The organism is Tahibacter aquaticus, assembly GCF_004363655.1.
In the GTDB taxonomy this organism is placed as follows: Bacteria; Pseudomonadota; Gammaproteobacteria; order Xanthomonadales; family Rhodanobacteraceae; genus Tahibacter; species Tahibacter aquaticus.
Window position 1 is genome coordinate 123,248 of the sequence record NZ_SNZH01000009.1, and the last position, 18,995, is coordinate 142,242.

Consider the following 18,995-nt stretch of genomic DNA (forward strand, 5'->3'; position numbering starts at 1 on the left):
CGCTACCAGAACACCGTATACAAGGCGAGCAGGATCGCCACCACGACGGCCGCGCCGGCATTGTAGGAACGCGAGGTGGCGAAATCGCCGGCGCCATACGCGACCAGGGCGACACTGGCCTGCGGCCGCAGCAGGGACAGCAGCACCGCCACGGCGGTGCAGGCCACGAATACCAGGCCGACCCGGTCCATGAACGGCAGTGCCGGCCAGAGCACTTTCAGGGCGAGGGAAAGTACCGCGGAGGCGATCGCCGCAGCCAGGGCACCGGCAGCGCTGGCACGCTTCCAGAACAGTCCCAGCACGAAGATGACGCAGATGCCCGGCGTGAAGAATCCGGTGAACTCCTGGATGTACTGGAAGGCCTGATCGAAGCTGCCCAGCAGCGGCCGGGCGCTGGCCATGGCGATAAGCAGCGACACGATGGCGCAGCCGCGGCCGATGTTGACCAGGCGGTCGGGCGAGGTTGCCGGACGCCAGGGCCGGTACAGGTCCATGGTGAATATCGTCGCCACCGAATTCACCTTGGAGGCAGTGGACGCGACGATGGCCGCGACCAGGGCGGCAAACACCAAGCCGAGCACGCCCGGCGGCAGCATCGCCATCAGGTGTGGATAGGCTTCGTCCGGGCGGGCCAGCTGCGGTGCCAGGGCGACGGCGGCAATGCCGGGCAGCACGATGATGACCGGCATCAGCAGCTTGAGGAACGCCGCCAGCAGTATGCCGCTCTGGGCCTGGCGCAGGTCTTGCGCCGCCAGCGTGCGCTGGATGATGTACTGGTTGAACCCCCAGTAGGACACATTCATCACCCAGAGGCCGCCGAGCAGTACCGAGAGTCCCGGCAGATCCTTGTAGTGGGGACTGTCGGACGGCAGGATCATGTGGAATTTTTCCGGATGCTGCTCGAACAGGCGCTGCAGGCCGGCGATGACGCCGGCGCCGTCGGCCACCTTGTCCAGCGCCAGCCAGGTGATGACGAGACCGCCGACGATAAGCAGGCAGACCTGGACAATATCGGTCAGCGCCACGGCCTTGAGGCCGCCGTACAGCGTATACGCACCGGAGAACGCACCGAGCAGCAGCAGTGCCCAGGTAACGTCCAGGCCAGTCACCGTATGCACGGCGGTAGCGCCCAGCCAGAGTATCGCCGTCAGATTGACGAATACGTAGACCCCGAGCCAGAACACGGCCATCACCGTGCGCACCGCGGGGCTGTAGCGCCGCTGCAGGAACTCCGGCATGGTATATATGTGGTTATTTAGAAAAATCGGCAGGAAGTACTTGCCGACCAGGATCAGGGTCAGCGCCGCCATCCATTCATAGGAGGCGATGCCCAGCCCGATGACATAGCCGGCGCCGGACATGCCGATGATCTGTTCCGCAGAGATGTTGGCGGCGATCAGCGAGGTGCCTATGGCCCACCAGCGCAGGCTGCGGCCCGCCAGGAAGTAGTCCTGCGCATCTTTGCGGTGCCCGGCCTTTTCCCGCGAAACCCACTGCGCGAGGCTGAAGATCGTCACTACATATGTGCCGAGTATGACGGCGTCCAGGGTCGAGAGGCGCATGTCCTACTCCGCAGCGAAAGGGTGGGGGAGATCGCCGGGAATGCCCAGCGCGGTGCGATAGGCCTGCATCAGTGTGCCGATGCGCTGTTCCAGCTGCGCGTCGTCGTCGCCAGGACGGAACAGTTCCGAGCCGAAGCCAAGGCCGGCGGCGCCGGCGTCGAGCCAGCGGGCACAATCCGCAGCGCCGATGCCGCCGACGGGAAAGACCCTCACCGCTGCCGGCAGTACTGCCTGCAGTGCCCTGAGGTGAGCCGGGCCGTAGCTCGACGCAGGGAAAAGCTTGAGCTGTGTGGCGCCGGCGGCGATGGCGGCGAACGCCTCGCTGGCCGTGGCAAAGCCGGGAACGGCGCCCAGGCCCTGGTCCAGTGCCGCGCGAATCACCGCGCTGTTCACGTTGGGCGCGACGATGAAGGTGGCACCCGCCGCGCGTACCTGGGTCACCTCGCCGACGTTCAACACGGTGCCTGCCCCAATGCGGCAGCGGGGCAGGGCATGACTGGCGAGACGCTCGATGCTGGTCAAGGCCTGCGGCGAATTCAGCGGAACCTCGATCGCGCGGATGCCGTGCCGATAGCACAGTTCGGCGGCCTGTATCACCCGTTCGGGGCGAACGCCGCGCAGGATGGCGATGACGCCGCGCTCGATCGCATTAGCCATGTCCGCAGTCCTGCGCACGAAGCTGGCGAAACACCGTTGCCAGCCCGGCGATGGCGGCCTGGCTCCCGTCGATGCAGCGGGCGTCGATGCCGAACACTGACAGCGCGTAGGCGTAGCGCCGGGTGAGTGCAGCTGTGCCGACAAGCCAGAGGGGCGTGTGCGGCGCCGCTGCGAACTGGGCAAGACCGTGGCTGAGTTCATGCCCGATCAGAAGTCCCGACAGGAACGCTGCGGCTTCGCTGTCGGCCAGTTCGCCGCTGAGGCGTCGCGCGCGGCATTCGAACAGCTGCGCCAGCAGGCTGCCTTGCGCTGTGCTCCTGGCCCGCTCCAGACCGCAGAGGAAGCCGCTGTCGAGCGGGCCGTCGTCGACGGCAACGGCCGCGGGATCTAGCAGTACGCTGTGGCCGTGCAACGCTGCATAGACTTCGCCGGTGACCAGGGTCTGGAAGTGGTGTACCCGGGCCTCAGCCAGCTGCAGCCATTTGCTGTGTGTGCCGGGCATTACGACGAGATGCTCTCCCTGGCGCAAGTCTGCCTCCAGCGCGAGCGCACCGAGCAGCTGGGTTTCCTCGCCGCGCAGGAAATCTGCAGCGTCCAGGCGATTCGTACAGGCCAGTCCGGGCAGGATGCGCGGACCTTGCGCATCCGCAACAATGCTAGTTTGTGCAATAGAGTGCAAAGTGGCTGGGCAGCGCAGATAAGGCGCTTCGGCCCAGCCCTGGCGCGAGCCCGCCATGCCGCACAGCAGCGCCGGCAGCGGCCCGTACTCCGCCCAGGGCGCAGTGGCCTGGGCGAAGACGGCGGCGAAACGGCCGCTGCTGGCTGCCGCGCCGGGGCCGGCGGCTTCGGCCAGCACCTGCCCGTCCTCGTCGCACAGGGCCAGGCGCAGGTGGCTGGTGCCCCAGTCGCCGGCGATAAAACGCGCGGCGGCCATCAGTGCGATTCCCGCGCGACAGCGCTGCCGCTGCCGCCGACCAGGAAATCGAAATCGCAGCCCTGGTCTGCCTGCAGCACATGGTCTACGTACAGCCGGGCATAACCGCGGGCAGGCGCGGCGTCTGTGCTGGCCGCCTGCCATTGCGCGGCGCGGGCGGCCATTTCCTCGGGCGAAACCAGCAGGTCCAACCGGCGCGCCGGGCCGTCGAACACGATTTCGTCGCCGTCGCGCACCAGGGCCAGCGGCCCGCCGATGGCAGATTCCGGTGCCACATGCAGAATGACGCTGCCGAAGGCCGTGCCGCTCATGCGCGCATCGGACAGGCGCAGCATGTCGCTGATGCCGCGTTCCAGCAGCTTGCGCGGCAGCGGCATATTGCCGACCTCGGGCATGCCGGGATAGCCGCGTGGTCCGCAGCCCTGCAGCACCAGCACGCTGTGTTCGTCGACGGCAAGATCGGGCGAGTCGATGCGGGCACGCAGATCCTCGATCGAGGCGAAGACCACGGCGCGCCCCCGATGCCGGAACAAGGCGGCGCTGGCAGCGCTGGGCTTCATCACCGCGCCGCCAGGACACAGATTGCCGCGCAGCACCCAGATGCCGGCAACCGGTTTTACCGGCTCGGCCAGGGTACGCACCACGTCGCTGTCGAAGCATTCGGCGTCGCGGTAGTGGCCTTCGATGGTCGTGGTGGCGGCCGCGGGTGCGCCGGCATCGAGCAGCGGAGCCAGCTGCTGCATCACCGCCGGCAGGCCGCCGGCATAGTGCAATTCTTCCATCAGGAAGCGGCCGGAAGGCTGCAGGTCGACGAGCAGGGGCACCGTGGCGGTCAGGTCGTCGAAGTCCTGCAGGCGCAGGGCAACGCCGAGGCGGCCGGCGATGGCCAGCAGGTGCAGCACGGCGTTGCTGGAGCCGCCGATGGCGGCCAGCACGCGGATCGCGTTCTCGAACGCGGCACGCGTGAGCAAGTGCGACAGGCGCACGTCGCGCTGTACCAGGTCGACGATCAGGCGTCCGCTTTCGTGGGCGATCACACGGCGGCGTGCATCCACTGCCGGTGCCGTACCGTTGTACGGCAGGGCGATACCCATGGCCTCGGCCAGGCAGGCCATGGTGGAAGCACTGCCCATGGTCATGCAGGTCCCCGGGCTGCGCGACATGCCGCGCTCGGCGGCAAGAAAATCGCGCAGCGGCATGCTGCCGGCGCGCACGGCCTCGCTGAACTTCCAGACGTCGGTGCCCGAGCCGATATTGCGGCCGCGGTATTTGCCGTTGAGCATGGGCCCGGCCGAGACCACCAGGGTCGGCAGGTCTACGCTGGCCGCGCCCATCAGCTGCGCCGGCGTGGTCTTGTCGCAGCCGCCCAGCAGCACGACACCGTCGACTGGGTTGCCGCGCAGCGATTCCTCCACGTCCATGGCCAGCAGGTTGCGGAACAGCATCGCGGTCGGACGCATCTGCGTCTCGCCCAGCGACATTACCGGGAATTCCAGCGGCAGGCCGCCAGCCTCCCAGACGCCGCGCTTGACGTGATCGGCGATCTCGCGCAAGCCCGCATTGCACGGCGTCAGTTCCGACCAGGTATTGCAGATGCCGATGACCGGCCGTCCGTCGAAGACATCGTCGGGCAGCCCTTCGCTTTTCATCCAGCTGCGATGGATGAAGCCGTCCTTGTTGCGCGGGCCGTAGCTGAGCTGGCTGCGCCGCTGCTTCTTTTCGCTCATACCCATCCCGTTGGACGGCAATCCGGCCAGGCAGTGCCTGCCGGATTGCCGCGTTGGCAGCGCGTGTTACAGCGAGAACAGGTAGCGGGCCGAGAAACGGATCATGCGCGGCGCCTGGTAGGTGAGCGGCAGCATGTAGCTGGGATTGGGCGTGCGGTCGTCGGTCTCGGCCGTCTCCTGGCGCTCCAGCTCCTTGTTCCAGTTGAACACGTTGAACACATCGGCTGACAAGGTCAGGCGGCCGTCGCCCCAGCGCGGTGTGTACTGCAGGCCAAGGTCCAGGTTATGCGTCCAGCCTATGCGTCCCTTGGAGCCGCGCGGCTGCAGCTTGCCGCCGCAGTAGAACGATGCTGCGCCGTAGCCGGCGGCTTCCGGATCGGCACCGTCTTCCGGGTACACGCCAAAGCAGTTGAGCGGTCGTCCCGACTGCGAGCGCCAGTTGAAGCCCAGGCGCCATTCGTCGCTGAGATCGCGAAAGCCGTGTGCCTTGAGCAGATGGCGGTGGTCGTTGGGCAGTACGCCGTAGCCGCCGTCCATCAGGCCGGGCCGGTCGAAGGACGTGGTGTTGCCGGCGTCGATCTGGCCGTTGTCGGTGCGGACGAAACCTTCGGTGTTGCCGTAGCTGCGCGACCAGGTATACGAAGCCTGCAAGTACCAATTGTCTGCGTAGGCGTGCTCCGCCGAAACTTCCAGGGCGTTGTAGTTGCGCTTGGCGCGGGGCAGGCCGAAGTACCGCGCCGGTACCAGGTGCTCGCTGAGATTGCCGTCGCCGTTGATGTCCAGATACAGGCTGGCATCGAAACCCGGATTGATCAGGATGCAGGGCGGCAGGCTGTCGGGCGAGAAATTCGTATAGCCGTTGTCCTCGGCCCAGCGCGCGATGCCGGCGCTCTGGCAGGTATCCTCGATCATCGACTTGAGGCGGCGGTGCACGCCGCGCAGGCCTAACGACCAGTTGTCCGACAGCATCTGCTGGTAGCCCAGGGTCAGCTCGTCCTGGTACATGGGGCGGATGTTCTGTGCCGCCACCGTGCGCGGATCGGGCGCGATGCCGTTGGCGAACGCATAGGTTCCGCCGATCTGCGCGCCGAGGCTGGTCGGCACGCCGGTCACCGGGTCGATGCGCGAGGTGGCCGGGTCGAACACGTACCAGTTGGCCCGGTCGGTCAGCGAGCCGGCGACGCGATAGTTGATGTTGGTCGGAATGGGCAGGTGATAGCGGCCCAGCGTGCCGTAGATCTTGGCGCTGCTGTCGCCGTTCACGTCCCAGCTCAGGCCCAGGCGCGGTGCAATCTGCCGGTCGGCCTTGATGAAGGACTGGCCCAGGTCGTTGCGATTGTCGAAGGTCTCGTTGCGTACGCCGATATAGGCCAGCAGGCGATCGGTGACCTGCCAGTTGTCTTCGAGGTATTGCGCGGTGTTCTGCGATTCGAACGAACCGCCTTCGATGCGCACGCGCGTGCGCACGGCCTGGGTGACGCCGACGGGTACCGCCGTGCCATTCTGCAAAATGGCACCGGGTACCACGTCGATGTAGCGCCAGCCGATGCCGCCGGACAACGCGACTTCATTGACCGTGAGGATGGTTTCGTTGTCCAGGCCGCCGCGCAGGCTATGATCGCCCAGATGCCATTCGAGATCGATGCGGCTGGCCTTGCGCGTGTCGGCATTTTCGCTGCTCGGTGCGGTGGAACTGACCCAGCAGCCGAGGTTCTGCGTAGTGCCGCCGCGGGCATCGATTACGTACGGGCAGTTGCCGCCGGAAGAGGCATCTGCCTGGCTGTATTTTCCGTAGCCGTAGGAAGCCGACAGCGAGAAGTCGTCGGTCAGGTTGGCCGTGTACTTGCCGATGTAGTTTTCGCCGCCGCGCGTCGTGCTGCCGGTGCCGGTCTTGCCGGTGATCTGGGTGCTGTAGCCGGCGGTCTTGTAGGCGGTGTAGTCGGTCGTGCGCTCGTCGGTCAGCGCGGTCAGTTCGAAGCGGTGCCGGTCGGCGATGATCCAGTCGAGCTTGAACAGCCCCAGCGGATCTTTGCGCTTGTTCGGCGACACGCTGCCGTTGGCGTAGTTGCTGGTCTCGACAGTGTTGCCCTGGTACAGGGCATAGATGAACAGCCGGTCCTTGATCAGCGGGCCGCTGGCGAAGGCGTTGTAGTACAGCTCGGAAGACTCGTCGTCTTCGTTGTAGATGTAGATGCGTCCGTCGGGAAAGTATACATTGGGCGAACTTTCCCTGAGCTGCTTCGGCTGCCAGTAGGTGTTCGCGCCGAATTCCCAGCGATTGGTGCCGTGCCGCGTGGTGATGTCGATCACGCCGCCGGTGGAGCGGCCGAACTCGGCGCCGTAGCCGCCGTTCTTGATCGTGGTCGATTCGACGGCTTCGTACGGCACCTGGGTGAACTGGATGCCGTTGCGGATATTCGTGACGTTGAAACCGTTGATGTAGTAGACGTTCTCGGCGACCGAGGCGCCGCCGAACGAGGCGAGGTTGCCGAACGTGGAATCGCCCTGCACGGTGCCTGGCGTGAGCAGTGCGGTCGACGAGATATCTCGCGCCACCGGCAGCTTGTTGACCATGTCGGCACGGATCACGCTGACCAGTTCCACGCTGCTCACGTCGACGGGATTGGCTGCCGCGGCGGCAGTCACCTGGATGGTTTCCAGTTCCTGGCTGCCGGCGGCGAGGTTCAGTTCCGTGCCGACGCCGGGGCTGACCGTGACCACCTGGTCTTCGCTGCCGCCGCCGGCGGAACCGGACACGCGGTACTTGCCGGCAGGCAGCGAATTGACGCGATAGCGGCCGTTGGCATCCACCGACACCTCGCGTTTCTGCCCCGTGTCCACACTTTCCACATTGATCGTCGCGCCGGCTTTTGCCGAGCCGTAGATGGAGCCGACGGTATTGCTCTGCGCATAGGCCAGGGACGACAGGCCCAGGCCCAGGGCCAGGAAGAGAAGGCGGCGAGGCGATGTAATGGCGAATTTCTGGCGCAGGTTTTTCACACAGCTATCCCCTGATGGTGTGTTGCACATGGTGGCGCGCTGTCTTCAGCGAGTGCTGCAGTGCGCATCGAGGGTGTGCGGTGCTTTGGCGTAGCGGCCGGCAAGGACTGCTGCGACGCCAGCCGGAGACTGCCGGCTCGCTCCTGTCGACGGAAGCGGCCGGGCAGCGATGCGATTGCACACCCAGTGCCGGGCATGCTCGTCGATTAATCATATATATGTATTGGCCGAATCCGGCGGCATGCCGGCCTGATTCGCCGAATTCGCCAACTGGGCAGACAGGCGCGCAAGCGCTGCTGTACGTCGCGGCTTGCGCTTGTCCGGTGTCCGCGGTGTCGGCGCGTCATGGCCGCAGCGATGTTGCCGGAATTGCGGGCAGCAGCCGCGTCAACGAGGGGCCTGCCGCTCTTGTGGAAAAAGTGCGCTGCGCCAGCGTTTCTGGTACAGCGCACACGCAGCAGCGGTTTGTTATTCGTTGCCTGAGGCGCTGCGCACTGCCGTGGTCTCGTCTTCGGCCGCAGCGTCTTGCGCTTGAGCGCCATTGGCCTCGAAGCCGTCGCGCGAGATCATCAGTTCGAGGCGCTCGCTGGCGTTGGCCGAAAGGCCGCCCGTGCTGGCAACGATCAAGGTCTCGATGGCGCTGCCCGTCGCAATCGAGGCAGTCAGCGGCCTTCGACGAACTCGTACTCGTGCTGCGCATCGCGGACCACCAGCCGGCGCTTGCCATCGCGCTCGGCGACGTCGAACTCGAAACCGTCCTCGCCGGGCGCGATGGTGACGAAAGTCAGTCGGCCGTCCTTGCTCGGCCGTGTCGCGACTTCGCTGCTCCAGCCGCCGAAGTCGAAACGGGTCACGCCGTTCTTGCGGCGTACGTCGAGCCTGCCCAGTTCAGCACTGCGGTAGCTCGGCGCGAGTCTTCCTGCGGCAGCGGCATCGGCGGGTATGCTCAGCTGCTCACGCTGTCCGGCCACGGCGCTTTGCGTTTTCCCGGCCTGGGAAAGCAGTTCTTGCAAGGCCACTGGCTGGCCGTCGAACAGCACTTCGAGCAGGCGGCGGCGGAATAGCGAGCGCAGCAAGGAGCCGCTATCCGAATTGATCAGGATGACGGCGCCGACGCCGTGGTCCGGCAGCCAGATCATGTCGGAGCGATAGCCGATCGCGGTGCCGCCGTGATGGATGACCGGCACGCCCCATTGCCGGTCGATCTTCAGCCCCATGCCGTAGTACTCGTCGCGTCCTTCCGTCACCTGCGGTTCGCGCCGGGCCAGCAGGACGTCTTCGCCGATGTAGCGCCGGCCGTCGGGCAGCAGTCCGTTGGCGAGTTCCATGCGCACATAGCGCAGCAGGTCGCGCACGTTGCTCCAATGGTTGCCGGAAGGGCGCGTCGAGATCGCCGCGCGATTGAGCCCCTGGCCCGCGATGCGCACATTTCCCTGAATATCTGGAGCGTGTCCCGCGGCATGATTGCCCGCCAGCGCGCGGCGAAAATCCGCTGTCGTCGCGCTCATGCCCAGCGGACCGAAAACCAGCTGCTGCATCGCGGCGTCGTAGGCCGCGCCCAGCTCGCGCCGCGGATAGAGGACGTGTCCGCCGAAAAAGCCGGCCGCCGCGGCCATCAGGTTGGAGTACTGGTAGATATCGCCGAACTCGCTGGTCGGTTGTGCCGTGGACAGCAGCTGCATCATCGATGCGGCGGTCGAATGGTCGCCTTCGAACATCCACTCGTAGTCCTGCCGCGGCATGCCTGTGCAGGCGCAGATCAGGTGCTTTACTGCGACACGCCGGGTCGTTTCCGCATCGCCGACGCGGAATTCGCGCCAGATCGACGCTACAGGCGTATTCCAGTCGAAGCGTCCCGCTTCGACTTGCCTGGCCAGCATCAGCGTGGTCAGCGCCTTGCCGTTCGAGGCGATGTTGAACAGGGTGCGGGCATCGACCGGCGCGGCGCGGCCGATCTGGCGGACACCGAAGCCGCCTTCGAAGACGACCTTGCCGTCCTGCACCAGGCCCAGGGCGACGCCGGGAATGTCGAGCGTCTTGCGCGCGGTTTCGATCAGTTCGGTCAGCAGAGCGATGCGCGCGGCATCCAGGCGGTGTGCCGGCCGGCCGGCAAAGGTCTCGCGTGTATAGCCCTGCGGCAGCAGCGTGTTGAAGATCACCTCCAGTTGCGCATCGCGGCGTTCGGCGACGGCTGCGCTGAGGTCGCTGATCACGACTGTCCAGTGCTCGCCCTTGCGCAGGGCGAGGGCGAACAGGTTGCGCGTGCCGTCCGGGCTTTCGTAGCGATAGCGGCGGGTCTGGTCCCAGCCTTCCCGGGCCGGCCGGTCGGCTGCCTGCGCCGTCGCCGCAAAACCCGGCCGGTAGGCTGCCCAGGTGGCGGCGACTGCCGCGTCGGCGCCGTCGCTACCGCCTTCGCGGATCACGATATGCGCATCGCCTTCCGGCGCGCCGAGGATGGCCGCGCCGTCCTGGTTGCGAATCGACCAGCCTTTCGGTACCACGAATCGCGTTCCGTTCTGCAGCACGCGCGCGCTATCCGACAATGCCGTTTCGCCGAGGCTGGCGGCAGGCGGTGTGGACTGGCCGCTTGCGGCTGCGGCAAGCGCAAGGCAAAGCAATCCCGTGGCGGCCATTGGCCACCGGCGTCTACATGTCATGATCTTTACTCCTGGAGTGGGCTTGCGCCGGCGTCGCCGGGCTGTCGTGCGGACTCGAATCGTTCTGCCGCCCGCGTTATCGCTTGCGTGTATCTCGCCTGGGTGGCGGACATCGCCTCGTCGTAGTCCTGGCGAATTTGCGACAAGCGCTCGTCGTATACATCGCTCGACACAATGCCATCGAGCTGTGCAATCCGGCGCTGGTAGGCGATGCTCGCCGCCGTCGCGCCCAGGTCGTAGTCATGACTGGCCCTCGCGGCAGAGCGCTGGTAGCGGTCCCCGGACAGCCCGCTGGTCGTTTCCGTGGCGGCTGTTGTTGCCGGTTCCGCCGCGGCAGCGGTTGCGGGCCTTGCCGCGACATCTGTTGTTGCCGGTCCTGCCGCAGCGGTGACTGCCATCGTGCGCGTCAGCGCCGGTGCGACGGCGGCGACGGCCATGCAGGCGGCATACATCGGCAATAGCGCTACTACCCACGCGAACGTGGCGGCGGGGCCGGGCTTCGGTCTTTCTTCGATGATGCCGCTGATGCGCTGATCCAGTGCCTGCAGGGCATCGGAGACGCCGAGCGTTGCAACCAGGCGCGCCTCCCGCAGCGGCACGAGGTGTTCGATGGCGGTCAGCAGCGCGTCCGCATAGTCGGTCGGTGTGTCGCACGAACGCGACGCCTCGACATCGCAGGCGATCTCGCGGACGGTGTCGAGTGCCGCTCCCAAGCGGCGCATCAATGGATTCCACCAGAACAGCGCTTCGGCGATCTTCTGCAGAGCATGTGCAAGCGGATCGTGCCGGCGGATGTGGGCGATTTCGTGCAGCAGCACCGCGCGCAAGGCCTCGTCCGGCAGCGTAGCGGCCAACTGTTCGGGCAGCAGTATCTTCGGCCGCAGGGTGCCTGCGACTGCAGGACCGAACGAAGCACACAGATGGATGGCCACGCCCTTGGGCAGCATCTGGCGATAGTCGCGCTCCAGCCGGCGAGACCGCACCGATGTGGCGATGAGCCGATGAAGACCCAGGTAGGCCTTGGCACGCCGGCCCAGCTGCCATGTCACGCCGGCAAACCAGAGCGCGACCAGCAGCGTAGCCGTCGACTGGCTGATCGCGATGCTGCGCGGAAGCCAGGTCGCCTTTGCCGGGACGTCGCTGTCAGCAGAGGCGGAAGCAGTGGCGGAGACCGCAACAGCCGCCGCACCTGGCCTCTGGGCAAGGAAAAGCGCCGGCCCGAGCACGCAGAGCATCAGCGCGCCGGCCAGAACCCTGGCCCTGGCCGCGGGGGAGAGGGCTGTGGTCCGGCAGAGCAGCAGAGCAACAAGGGCGATCAGGCTGCTGGCCAGCAGGTGCTGCAGCGCATAGTCCAGCACGAGGAAGGGCAGTTCGGACATCACGCCCCCTTCTTGTTCTTGGCGGCTTTTACTTTCTCGCGCAGCGCCTGCACCTTCTGCGCGTCGACGCCGTGGTGCTTGAACAGATGCAGCGCCAGCATCTCGGGCGAGCCGTCGAACAGCTGCGTCACGAGGTTGCCGAGGGCGCGGTCGCGCACGTCGTCCTTGGTGAGGGCCGGCTTGTAGATGAACGCACGCCCTTCCTGGCGGAAGGTGACGAGATCCTTCTTGTGCAGCACGCCGAGCATGGTGAGGACGGTGGTATACGCCACGGGCTTGTGCAGCGAGAGGCGGTCGGCGACTTCGCGTACCGAGGCTTCGCCCAGTTCCCATAGCACTTCGAGGATGGCCTGTTCGGCGTCGGTCACGGTCGCGGAGGGCGGTCTGGCCATTCGGAACAACACCTAATTCCTTAGTTGACGACAGCATGGTCCGTCTACCGGGCGGCTGTCAACTAACGAATTCATAGATGCGGTGATGGCCGGCGGCTGCGCCGTCGTCGTATGCGCAGGCCGGAACAGAGATCGGCGCGACTGGTGGTTCGTTGCGCTGGCACGCAGGCATGTCGCATCGCTCGCGGCACCCTCCCCGGAAACAGGGTTTCAGGTAAGGCGGCGTAGTGCTTCAGCCGTGGCCGAAGTCTGCAGCAACTGCCCGCGGCACGGCCGTGGCCGCGCCGCGGGAGGATGGCTCAACGCGTGCCGCCGCCCGCCAGCAACTGCTCGCCGGTCAGCCAGTAGGAATCGTCCGAGGCCAGGAATACGGCGATGCTGGCGATGTCCTGCGGCTGGCCTATGCGGCCCAGCGGGGTCTGGCTGACCGCCCAGGACTGGAAGTCCGAGCCGATGAAGCCGGCGCTGTGGGCGCCTTCGGTCTCGATCATGCCCGGATTGAGGGCATTTACCCGGATCTTGCGTGGGCCGAGTTCGCGCGACAGCACGCCGGTGATCGCATCGACGGCGCCTTTGGTGCCTGTGTAGACCGCACTGCCTGCCGGCGTGATGCGCGCGACCACGGAACCGATATTGATGATGCTGGCGCCTTCGCCCAGGTGCTTGGCCGCCGCCTGCGTGGTGAGCAGCAGGCCCAGCACATTCACGTTGAACTGCTGGTGGAAGTCGGCTTCGGTGATGTCTTCCAGGGCGCCGAATTTGTAGACGCCGGAGTTGTTGACCAGGATGTCCAGCCGGCCGAACTGCTGGATCGCCGCTTCGACCAGGGCCTGGCCATCGGCTGCCTTGGTCACGTCGGCCTGTACGGCCAATGCCTTGCCGCCAGCGGCAGTGATGGCGGCCACGACGGTATCGGCACCGGCCTTGTCGGACGCATAGTTGACCACTACCGCTGCACCGGCGGCGGCCAGTGCCTTGGCGATGGCGGCGCCTATGCCTTTGGAGGCGCCGGTGACCAGGGCGACCTTGGAATCGAGTTTGCTCATGAGCGGGAAATCCTGTCAGTTGGGTGGAGACGGAAGTTCTTAAGTTCCGTAGTTCGTAAATTATGAACTATACAGGCGATTATCAAGTGCCGATAAGATGGCCGCATGAAACCGCTGACCCACCCATCGATAGAGGACGTGACCGTGGAAGGCCTGCTCCACGCCCTGTCCGACCCCGTGCGCGCCGCGATCTATGCCGGCATTGCCGCCGCCGACGGCGCCCTGAGCTGTTCGAACTTTCTCCAGGTCTGCGACCGGAACATTCCCAAGTCCACGCTATCCCAGCACTTTCGCGCCCTGCGCGAAGCCGGCCTGATCCGCAGCGAGCGGCACGGCGTGGAGATGCGCAATACAACCCGTTGCCAGGAAATTCAGCAGCGTTTCCCGGGCCTGATCAGCGCCATCTTGACGGCGCACGGTACGCAGGCGGCCGAGCGTGCACGCTCTGCGCGGCGCAAGCCGGCAGCTGGCAAGGCCAAGCCGACCTGACGGCGGCTTGCTGCGATAGTGCGACCGGCCACGTTGTCCGGGACTGAGCGGGGCAGGGCGGTTGGCTGCCGCGGCGCAGGCAGCGCGTTCATCGATCCGCGTAGAAACTGCCGGCGTCAAGAGCAGCGGCCCAGGCGAAGGGTCAGCTGCGATCCAGCTCATGGTGGATCAGCACCACGCACTGCGAGGCGAACAGCATTTTCGATCCCAGCGAGATCTTCCTGGCACCCTGGCGTTCAAGACTGTGAAAGGCCTTTTTCGGCATCGGGATATGGTCGGTCAGCAGGAAGCAGGGATTGGCCTCGAAGGCCTGCTCGCGAATCGATGTGCCCTTCCGGTCCATGACGTACAGCTGGCACTGTTCGGCCAGTTCGCCGACCAGCCGCTCGAAGCTGACGGTGCGTACCGTAACGCCGGTCTCTACCGGCCGCATTTCTTCCTTGCCCATGCCTTTGGAGGTATCTAGCGCCTTGGCGACCTTGCCAAGCAGGGCCTGCTCGTGAAAGCCGCCGATGTCCTGCATCGCGTTGGCGTCGAAACGAATCGTTCGTGAAAAATCCTGGGTGCTCTCCAGCACCAGGTAGACCACTACATCCGCCCGATGCGACTGCGCCACGAAGATTGCGTTCATCAGGGTATGCGCGAGGATTTCGGTATGCGCCTCCTTTCCCACGGAAGCCAGCAGCTTCGCGCTGTCGGTAGGTGCTGCACGCGCTCTGAGTACAAAGGTTCGCATGATGGGAGTGACCATGAATTTGTCCCGGCAGCGGATCGGGGATAGCCGGCAAGCACCAGGCGTCCGCACCGGATCAGGAAAAGGCCGGCGATCAGGACATGGACGCTTCGCCGCGTCAATACGCCGGCTCGATACACCCGCATCGCGGGCCCGTCCTGCAGCTCACCCGCCAGCGCAGACCGGCCAGGGCAAGGCCGGTGAGCGGCGCCATGCCGAACGGCCTCAGGATCGGCACCGGCACCGGTGGCGTGACGGGTCCGCCGAGTCCCAGGAACACCGTGGCATCCGCTGTACCGCCCGCTGCCGGGTCGTCGGTGACGACGGTGGCGTTGTGGCTGCCGTTGGCATCATTGTCGAAGAAGATCTGTCCCTGGTTGCTGATGGGGCCACTGGCACCGGCATTGATCGTCGCGGCGATAGTTGCGGTGATACTGCCGCCGGCCGGGATGGCACCGTTCCAGCTCACTGAATTGGTGCCGACGCTGGCGACGGACGTGCCGCTGCTTGCCGTGGCCGAGACCAGGGTCAGCTGCGGCGGCAGCGTGTCGACGAACTCGTCGCCGGGATTGTCGCCCTGGTTGCCGCCCGCATTGCTCAGCGTGACGGTATAGGTCACCGCGCCGCCGGGCAGGAAGGTGCCGCTCGCCGTCTTTCTGCCGGTGATGACGGCAGGCGCGAGTATCGTTCTGGTGTCGGTTGCGCTGTTGTTGGCCGGGTTCGTGTCGTTGGTAGCGGCCGGTGCAGCGACGCTGGCCGTGTTGCTCAGCGTGCCGGTGGCTGCGGCGTCGATGGCGCAGACTGCTGTATAAGCGTCGCGCCGGCGATGGTTGGCGCCAGGCTGCCCTGGGAACCGTCGTCGTCGTCGAACTCGATCAAGGTGGTGCCTCACTCGTCGACCCTTGCGACTGCCCCAGCAGCAATGGTTTTTTCCGACGCAAAATACGTCAGCCCATGGTCGGGTGCCAGCCTGATCCGGATAGCACCAGCTGCCAGCGTAGTTGGGGGCTCAGAAGTGTGATGCGCCGGCCGGGGGGGCGTTCCGGTCGTGCCCAAACCGGCCGCCGGTGTGGCCGCCGCCATGCCTGAGGCGAACAGGCCGGCGCGAAGTGCAGCCCGTCTTGGCAACTGCGCAGTGTGGTTGCAAGGTAGAAAACGTGGCGAAAGCCGCGTAGTGGAGACTGCAAACGCGGGGCATGGCGAAGTGTTCCGCCGTGGCCGGCGCACCTCCGCCGTTGCCGCGCACGACTTTGCTTCGGTTTTCGCTTCCCGTTCGTTCTCTCTTCCCGACAGCGGATCCATACCGGCCATGCCGGTTCGCCGCTCACTTTCGGAAAAGGAGAAAATGCATGTACAGGAACCTGATCGCCGCAGCGCTCGTCGCCGCGGGTATTTCCGCTTTCGCGCTGCCGGCGATGGCGGCGCAGCTGGTGCCGTCCTCGCTGCAAGAGCTGGCCAGCGCACCGCGCATCGTCGTTGCAGAAGTGGAAAAAGCGCAATCGCGCTGGAATCCACAGGGCACGCTGATTGTCACCGACTACACCTTGCGCCGCGTCGAAGCGCTGCGCGGCGATTTCGATGCCAGGTTCGTGCTGACCCAGGGCGGCGGCACGGTCGGCGAGGAAACCCACCAGCTCAGCGATCTGCCCGTGCTGCGGGCCGGTGCGCGCTACCTGCTGATCCTCAACCGCGAGGACAACCCGGTGTTCTCCTCCGTCCGCTACGGCGCGGCCGGCGCACGCGAAGTGGAGGCGTCGACGGGACGCCTGCTCGGCGGCGGCGACCTGTCCGTGTTCCGCGACGCGGTGAAAAAGGCTGCTGTGATCGACGACGACATGTTGCGTGGTCGCAGCCGCGAGGCCTATCCGGCTGCGCAATACCGTCGTGACATCAAACCTGCGTCGTCGCTGTCGCAGCGTCCGCTGGAAAACCAGGACGTGGTGCTGCCGCCGGGCCGTCAGGACGAAAGCACCTTCGTCAGCACGCGCTTCGCCGACGCACCGCTGCCGTTCCTGCCCGAATACGTGGTGCAGCACGCGCCGGCACCGTTCATCACCTTCAACAACTTCCCGAGCAGTTGGGTGTGGAGCCCGGTCGACCAGCAGATGATGGCGGAGTGGAACCGCTACGGCGACATCTTCCGCGTGTCGGTCAATCCCACCGGCACCTGGGCCTGGACCAACAATGTCTACGACCTGGCCGGCTTTCCCGGCAACGCCGACATGCAGGCGCAGTTCGGTGCGCCCTGGGGCGCGACGACGCTGGCGATCTGCTTCTCGCGCTGGTTCGGCAGCGGTCCCATCGTGGAATCCGACATCGCCGCCAATCCGGCCTTCCAATGGACCCTGGACGACGCCTTCGGCACCGAGAATGCATCCGCGGCCTGGGCCTTCCGCCAGACCATCGAGCACGAGCTCGGCCATTCCTGGGGCCTGCAGCATCCCTGGGAAACGCAGAATGTGTTCTGGCCGTCGACCATGAACTACGGCCCGAAATGGGCGCGCAACCCGCGCATCCACAGCGACGACACCGCCGGCATCCGTAGTGTGTATCCGGGCATCGCCATTCATGACGCCACTCTGTCGATGTACACCACGGCCGACGATCCGCTGGCCAACGACGCTGCCTATACCGCCAGCGTGCCGGCTGCGCCGAGCTTCCAGCACGGCCAGAACCTGAGCCTGGCCACGCCGGTCACGCTGGAAAATCTCGGCACGACGACCATCGTCAACCCGGCGGTCGATCTCTATCTGGTGCAGAACCGCTTCACCTACACCGCTGCAGTCAATCTCGGCCGGGCCAATTTCGTCACTACCGTCGGCACCTATCCCAACAGTATCCGTGCGCTCAACCTCGGCAGTTTTGCCGTGGCCAACACCGTGCCGACCGGTGTCTACTTCACCGCGATCGCGCTGGCGTCGAGCGGCGGCGTAGATGTCGTACCCGGCAACGACTCCGCCTGGGGCACGCTGGAGAATCCTGTCGCCATCACCAATCTGCCAGTCATGCTGACGCCGACCACCTCGGCGCAGAACAGCAGCGTCGGCCGCATCGGCCCCGGTGGCGTGTGGACATTCCGCTTCAACGCGCAGATCGGCAAGACGTATCGCTTTTCCACCTGTGGACTCGCCGCGTTCGACACCGTCACTACGGTACAGGGCACGCACACCCTGATCGGCGACGACGAATGCGGCCAGCAGTCGCGTATTGCATGGACCGCGCCGTCGAATCAGCTGGTCACTGTCGTCGTCAGCGGCTTCGATCGCAACCAGCAGGGCAATTTCCAGCTGGAACACCGGATCGATCCGAACCTGATCTTCAACGGCGCCTTCGAGTAAAACACTTCGCCGGCCGCACCTTGGCGCTACCGCGTGCGCGGCGCTCGCTCCCCTGGAGCGCAATCCGTTTCGCGCGCAACGCTGAGGCGCTGTCTGCCGAAGTGAAGTCCGAATCCGTCCGGCGCGGGTCCTTGCCGATCCGCGCCGGACGCTGCTTGGCTGTACAAGTCACTCAAGACGAAGCGTCTGCGTAGTAGCCCGCCTGATCCAGATCGGCCAGCAGGCCCGGTCCGACCGGCTCCCAGCCCAATCGGGCGCGCGTGTGCGCGCTCGACGCCCACATGTCCGCCGCCGCGAAATCCGCGAACCATCCGAAATGCTCCCGCGCGCGCGATTCGACCGGCAGTCCGAGCTGGCGGCCGATCGTCTCGGCAATGCGTCTGAACGCAACGCCTTCGTCTGCGACGGCGTGATAGACCGGTTCGGTAACGCCGTGTTCCAGCGCAAGCCGGTAGACGCGCGCGGCATCCGACCGATGCACGCCGGCCCAGCGGTTCTGCCCCTCGCCGATGTAGGCCGACACGCCTTTCTCGCGTGCCAGGCGCGCGATCAACGCTACGAATCCGTAGTCGCCGAGGCCGTGGACCGACGGCGCCAGCCGGACCGTCGCGACGCGCACGCCGCGCTCGGCCAGCGTTTTCGCCGCCGCTTCGGACTGTCGCGGCGACAACGGGCCAGGTACGTCGGCCTCGGTGGCGGCACGGCCCTGTGCGAGCCGTGCGAGGCCTGAGGTGACCAGCAGCGGACGTTGCGATCCTTCGAGAGCGCCGCCCAATGTCTCGATGGCGAGACGGTCTTGCGCGGCATTGGCGGCAAATTTCGAAAAGTCGTGGTTGAACGCGGTATGGATCACGGCATCGGCCGTCGATGCGGTGTTACGCAACAGGTCGAGGTCGTCGAGCGTGCCGCGAACGACACGCGCACCGGTCGCGGCGAGAACGGCCGCCTTGTCGTCGCTGCGAGAGAGACCCGTGACAGTGTGACCCGCACGCAGCAGGTCCTCGATCACGGCCGAACCGACCCAACCGGTGGCGCCGGTGACGAATATATGCATTGTTGAACCCTCTATATGGATATTCAC

15 protein-coding genes are annotated in these 18,995 nt (G+C 65.9%); 2 read left to right on the top strand and 13 right to left on the bottom strand.

Annotated elements, in window-relative coordinates; all coding sequences use genetic code 11:
• Positions 1–2: 2 nt before the first annotated feature.
• From DFR29_RS15570 to DFR29_RS15610, 10 genes are all read right to left on the bottom strand, one after another.
• Positions 3–1,562, bottom strand: coding sequence for a sodium/sugar symporter (locus tag DFR29_RS15570; RefSeq protein WP_133819536.1), 1,560 nt, complete (start codon positions 1,560–1,562; stop codon positions 3–5).
• Positions 1,563–1,565: 3 nt separating this feature from the next.
• The gene (locus DFR29_RS15575) at positions 1,566–2,219 is read right to left on the bottom strand and encodes a 2-dehydro-3-deoxy-6-phosphogalactonate aldolase (RefSeq protein WP_133819537.1); all 654 of its coding nucleotides are present in this window, start codon (positions 2,217–2,219) and stop codon (positions 1,566–1,568) included.
• Entirely contained in the window at positions 2,212–3,153 is a 942-nt protein-coding gene (locus DFR29_RS15580) for a 2-dehydro-3-deoxygalactonokinase (RefSeq protein ID WP_133819538.1), read from the bottom strand. The genes DFR29_RS15575 and DFR29_RS15580 overlap by 8 nt, the downstream gene beginning before the upstream one ends.
• Positions 3,153–4,880: an IlvD/Edd family dehydratase gene (locus tag DFR29_RS15585; protein WP_133819539.1), complete on the bottom strand. Its 1,728-nt coding sequence runs from the start codon at positions 4,878–4,880 to the stop codon at positions 3,153–3,155. Before DFR29_RS15585 ends, DFR29_RS15580 begins: the two co-directional genes overlap by 1 nt.
• Before the next feature lie 66 nt (positions 4,881–4,946).
• A complete protein-coding gene (locus DFR29_RS15590) occupies positions 4,947–7,880 on the bottom strand; it encodes a TonB-dependent receptor (RefSeq protein WP_166654123.1) in 2,934 nt (977 codons plus the stop codon).
• Positions 7,881–8,348: 468 nt separating this feature from the next.
• Positions 8,349–8,507 (bottom strand): hypothetical protein, encoded by a 159-nt coding sequence (locus tag DFR29_RS29215; protein WP_166654124.1) that lies wholly within the window; start codon positions 8,505–8,507, stop codon positions 8,349–8,351.
• A gap of 35 nt (positions 8,508–8,542) precedes the next feature.
• Positions 8,543–10,405, bottom strand: coding sequence for a serine hydrolase domain-containing protein (locus DFR29_RS15595; RefSeq protein WP_208113611.1), 1,863 nt, complete (start codon positions 10,403–10,405; stop codon positions 8,543–8,545).
• Between the two features lie 137 nt (positions 10,406–10,542).
• On the bottom strand, positions 10,543–11,916 hold the full coding sequence (locus DFR29_RS15600) for a M56 family metallopeptidase (RefSeq protein ID WP_243746078.1): 1,374 nt from the start codon (positions 11,914–11,916) through the stop codon (positions 10,543–10,545).
• Positions 11,916–12,308 carry a BlaI/MecI/CopY family transcriptional regulator gene (locus DFR29_RS15605; RefSeq protein ID WP_133819543.1) on the bottom strand — a complete coding sequence of 131 codons (393 nt, stop codon included), beginning with the start codon at positions 12,306–12,308 and terminating at the stop codon, positions 11,916–11,918. Before DFR29_RS15605 ends, DFR29_RS15600 begins: the two co-directional genes overlap by 1 nt.
• 299 nt (positions 12,309–12,607) lie before the next feature.
• Entirely contained in the window at positions 12,608–13,354 is a 747-nt protein-coding gene (locus DFR29_RS15610; protein WP_133819544.1) for a glucose 1-dehydrogenase, read from the bottom strand.
• Between the two features lie 105 nt (positions 13,355–13,459).
• Between DFR29_RS15610 and DFR29_RS15615 the strand changes: the two genes are divergently transcribed.
• Positions 13,460–13,843 carry a helix-turn-helix domain-containing protein gene (locus DFR29_RS15615; RefSeq protein WP_133819545.1) on the top strand — a complete coding sequence of 128 codons (384 nt, stop codon included), beginning with the start codon at positions 13,460–13,462 and terminating at the stop codon, positions 13,841–13,843.
• Between the two features lie 142 nt (positions 13,844–13,985).
• Here DFR29_RS15615 and trmY read toward each other — a convergent pair whose 3' ends face one another.
• Together trmY and DFR29_RS15625 are read right to left on the bottom strand one after the other, a co-directional pair.
• Positions 13,986–14,594, bottom strand: coding sequence for a tRNA (pseudouridine(54)-N(1))-methyltransferase TrmY (trmY, locus tag DFR29_RS15620; RefSeq protein WP_243746074.1), 609 nt, complete (start codon positions 14,592–14,594; stop codon positions 13,986–13,988).
• 100 nt (positions 14,595–14,694) lie between these two features.
• A complete protein-coding gene (locus DFR29_RS15625) occupies positions 14,695–15,468 on the bottom strand; it encodes a DUF11 domain-containing protein (protein WP_133819546.1) in 774 nt (257 codons plus the stop codon).
• A gap of 457 nt (positions 15,469–15,925) precedes the next feature.
• On the opposite strand from DFR29_RS15625, the gene DFR29_RS15630 reads away from it, so the two are divergent.
• The gene (locus DFR29_RS15630; protein ID WP_166654125.1) at positions 15,926–17,914 is read left to right on the top strand and encodes a matrixin family metalloprotease; all 1,989 of its coding nucleotides are present in this window, start codon (positions 15,926–15,928) and stop codon (positions 17,912–17,914) included.
• Positions 17,915–18,086: 172 nt separating this feature from the next.
• Here the strand turns inward: DFR29_RS15630 and DFR29_RS15635 are convergent, their stop codons facing one another.
• The gene (locus DFR29_RS15635) at positions 18,087–18,968 is read right to left on the bottom strand and encodes an SDR family oxidoreductase (RefSeq protein ID WP_133819548.1); all 882 of its coding nucleotides are present in this window, start codon (positions 18,966–18,968) and stop codon (positions 18,087–18,089) included.
• Positions 18,969–18,995 lie beyond the last annotated feature (27 nt).

Bases quoted from the DNA above. Each gene is read 5' to 3' on its own strand.
- DFR29_RS15635 (WP_133819548.1), bottom strand. From the start codon at position 18,968: ATGCATATATTCGTCACCGGCGCCACCGGTTGGGTCGGTTCGGCCGTG.
- DFR29_RS15605 (WP_133819543.1), bottom strand. From the start codon at position 12,308: ATGGCCAGACCGCCCTCCGCGACCGTGACCGACGCCGAACAGGCCATC.
- DFR29_RS15630 (WP_166654125.1), top strand. From the start codon at position 15,926: ATGTACAGGAACCTGATCGCCGCAGCGCTCGTCGCCGCGGGTATTTCC.
- DFR29_RS15600 (WP_243746078.1), bottom strand. From the start codon at position 11,916: ATGTCCGAACTGCCCTTCCTCGTGCTGGACTATGCGCTGCAGCACCTG.
- DFR29_RS15580 (WP_133819538.1), bottom strand. From the start codon at position 3,153: ATGGCCGCCGCGCGTTTTATCGCCGGCGACTGGGGCACCAGCCACCTG.
- DFR29_RS15575 (WP_133819537.1), bottom strand. From the start codon at position 2,219: ATGGCTAATGCGATCGAGCGCGGCGTCATCGCCATCCTGCGCGGCGTT.
- DFR29_RS15585 (WP_133819539.1), bottom strand. From the start codon at position 4,880: ATGAGCGAAAAGAAGCAGCGGCGCAGCCAGCTCAGCTACGGCCCGCGC.
- trmY (WP_243746074.1), bottom strand. From the start codon at position 14,594: ATGGTCACTCCCATCATGCGAACCTTTGTACTCAGAGCGCGTGCAGCA.
- DFR29_RS15615 (WP_133819545.1), top strand. From the start codon at position 13,460: ATGAAACCGCTGACCCACCCATCGATAGAGGACGTGACCGTGGAAGGC.
- DFR29_RS15570 (WP_133819536.1), bottom strand. From the start codon at position 1,562: ATGCGCCTCTCGACCCTGGACGCCGTCATACTCGGCACATATGTAGTG.
- DFR29_RS15610 (WP_133819544.1), bottom strand. From the start codon at position 13,354: ATGAGCAAACTCGATTCCAAGGTCGCCCTGGTCACCGGCGCCTCCAAA.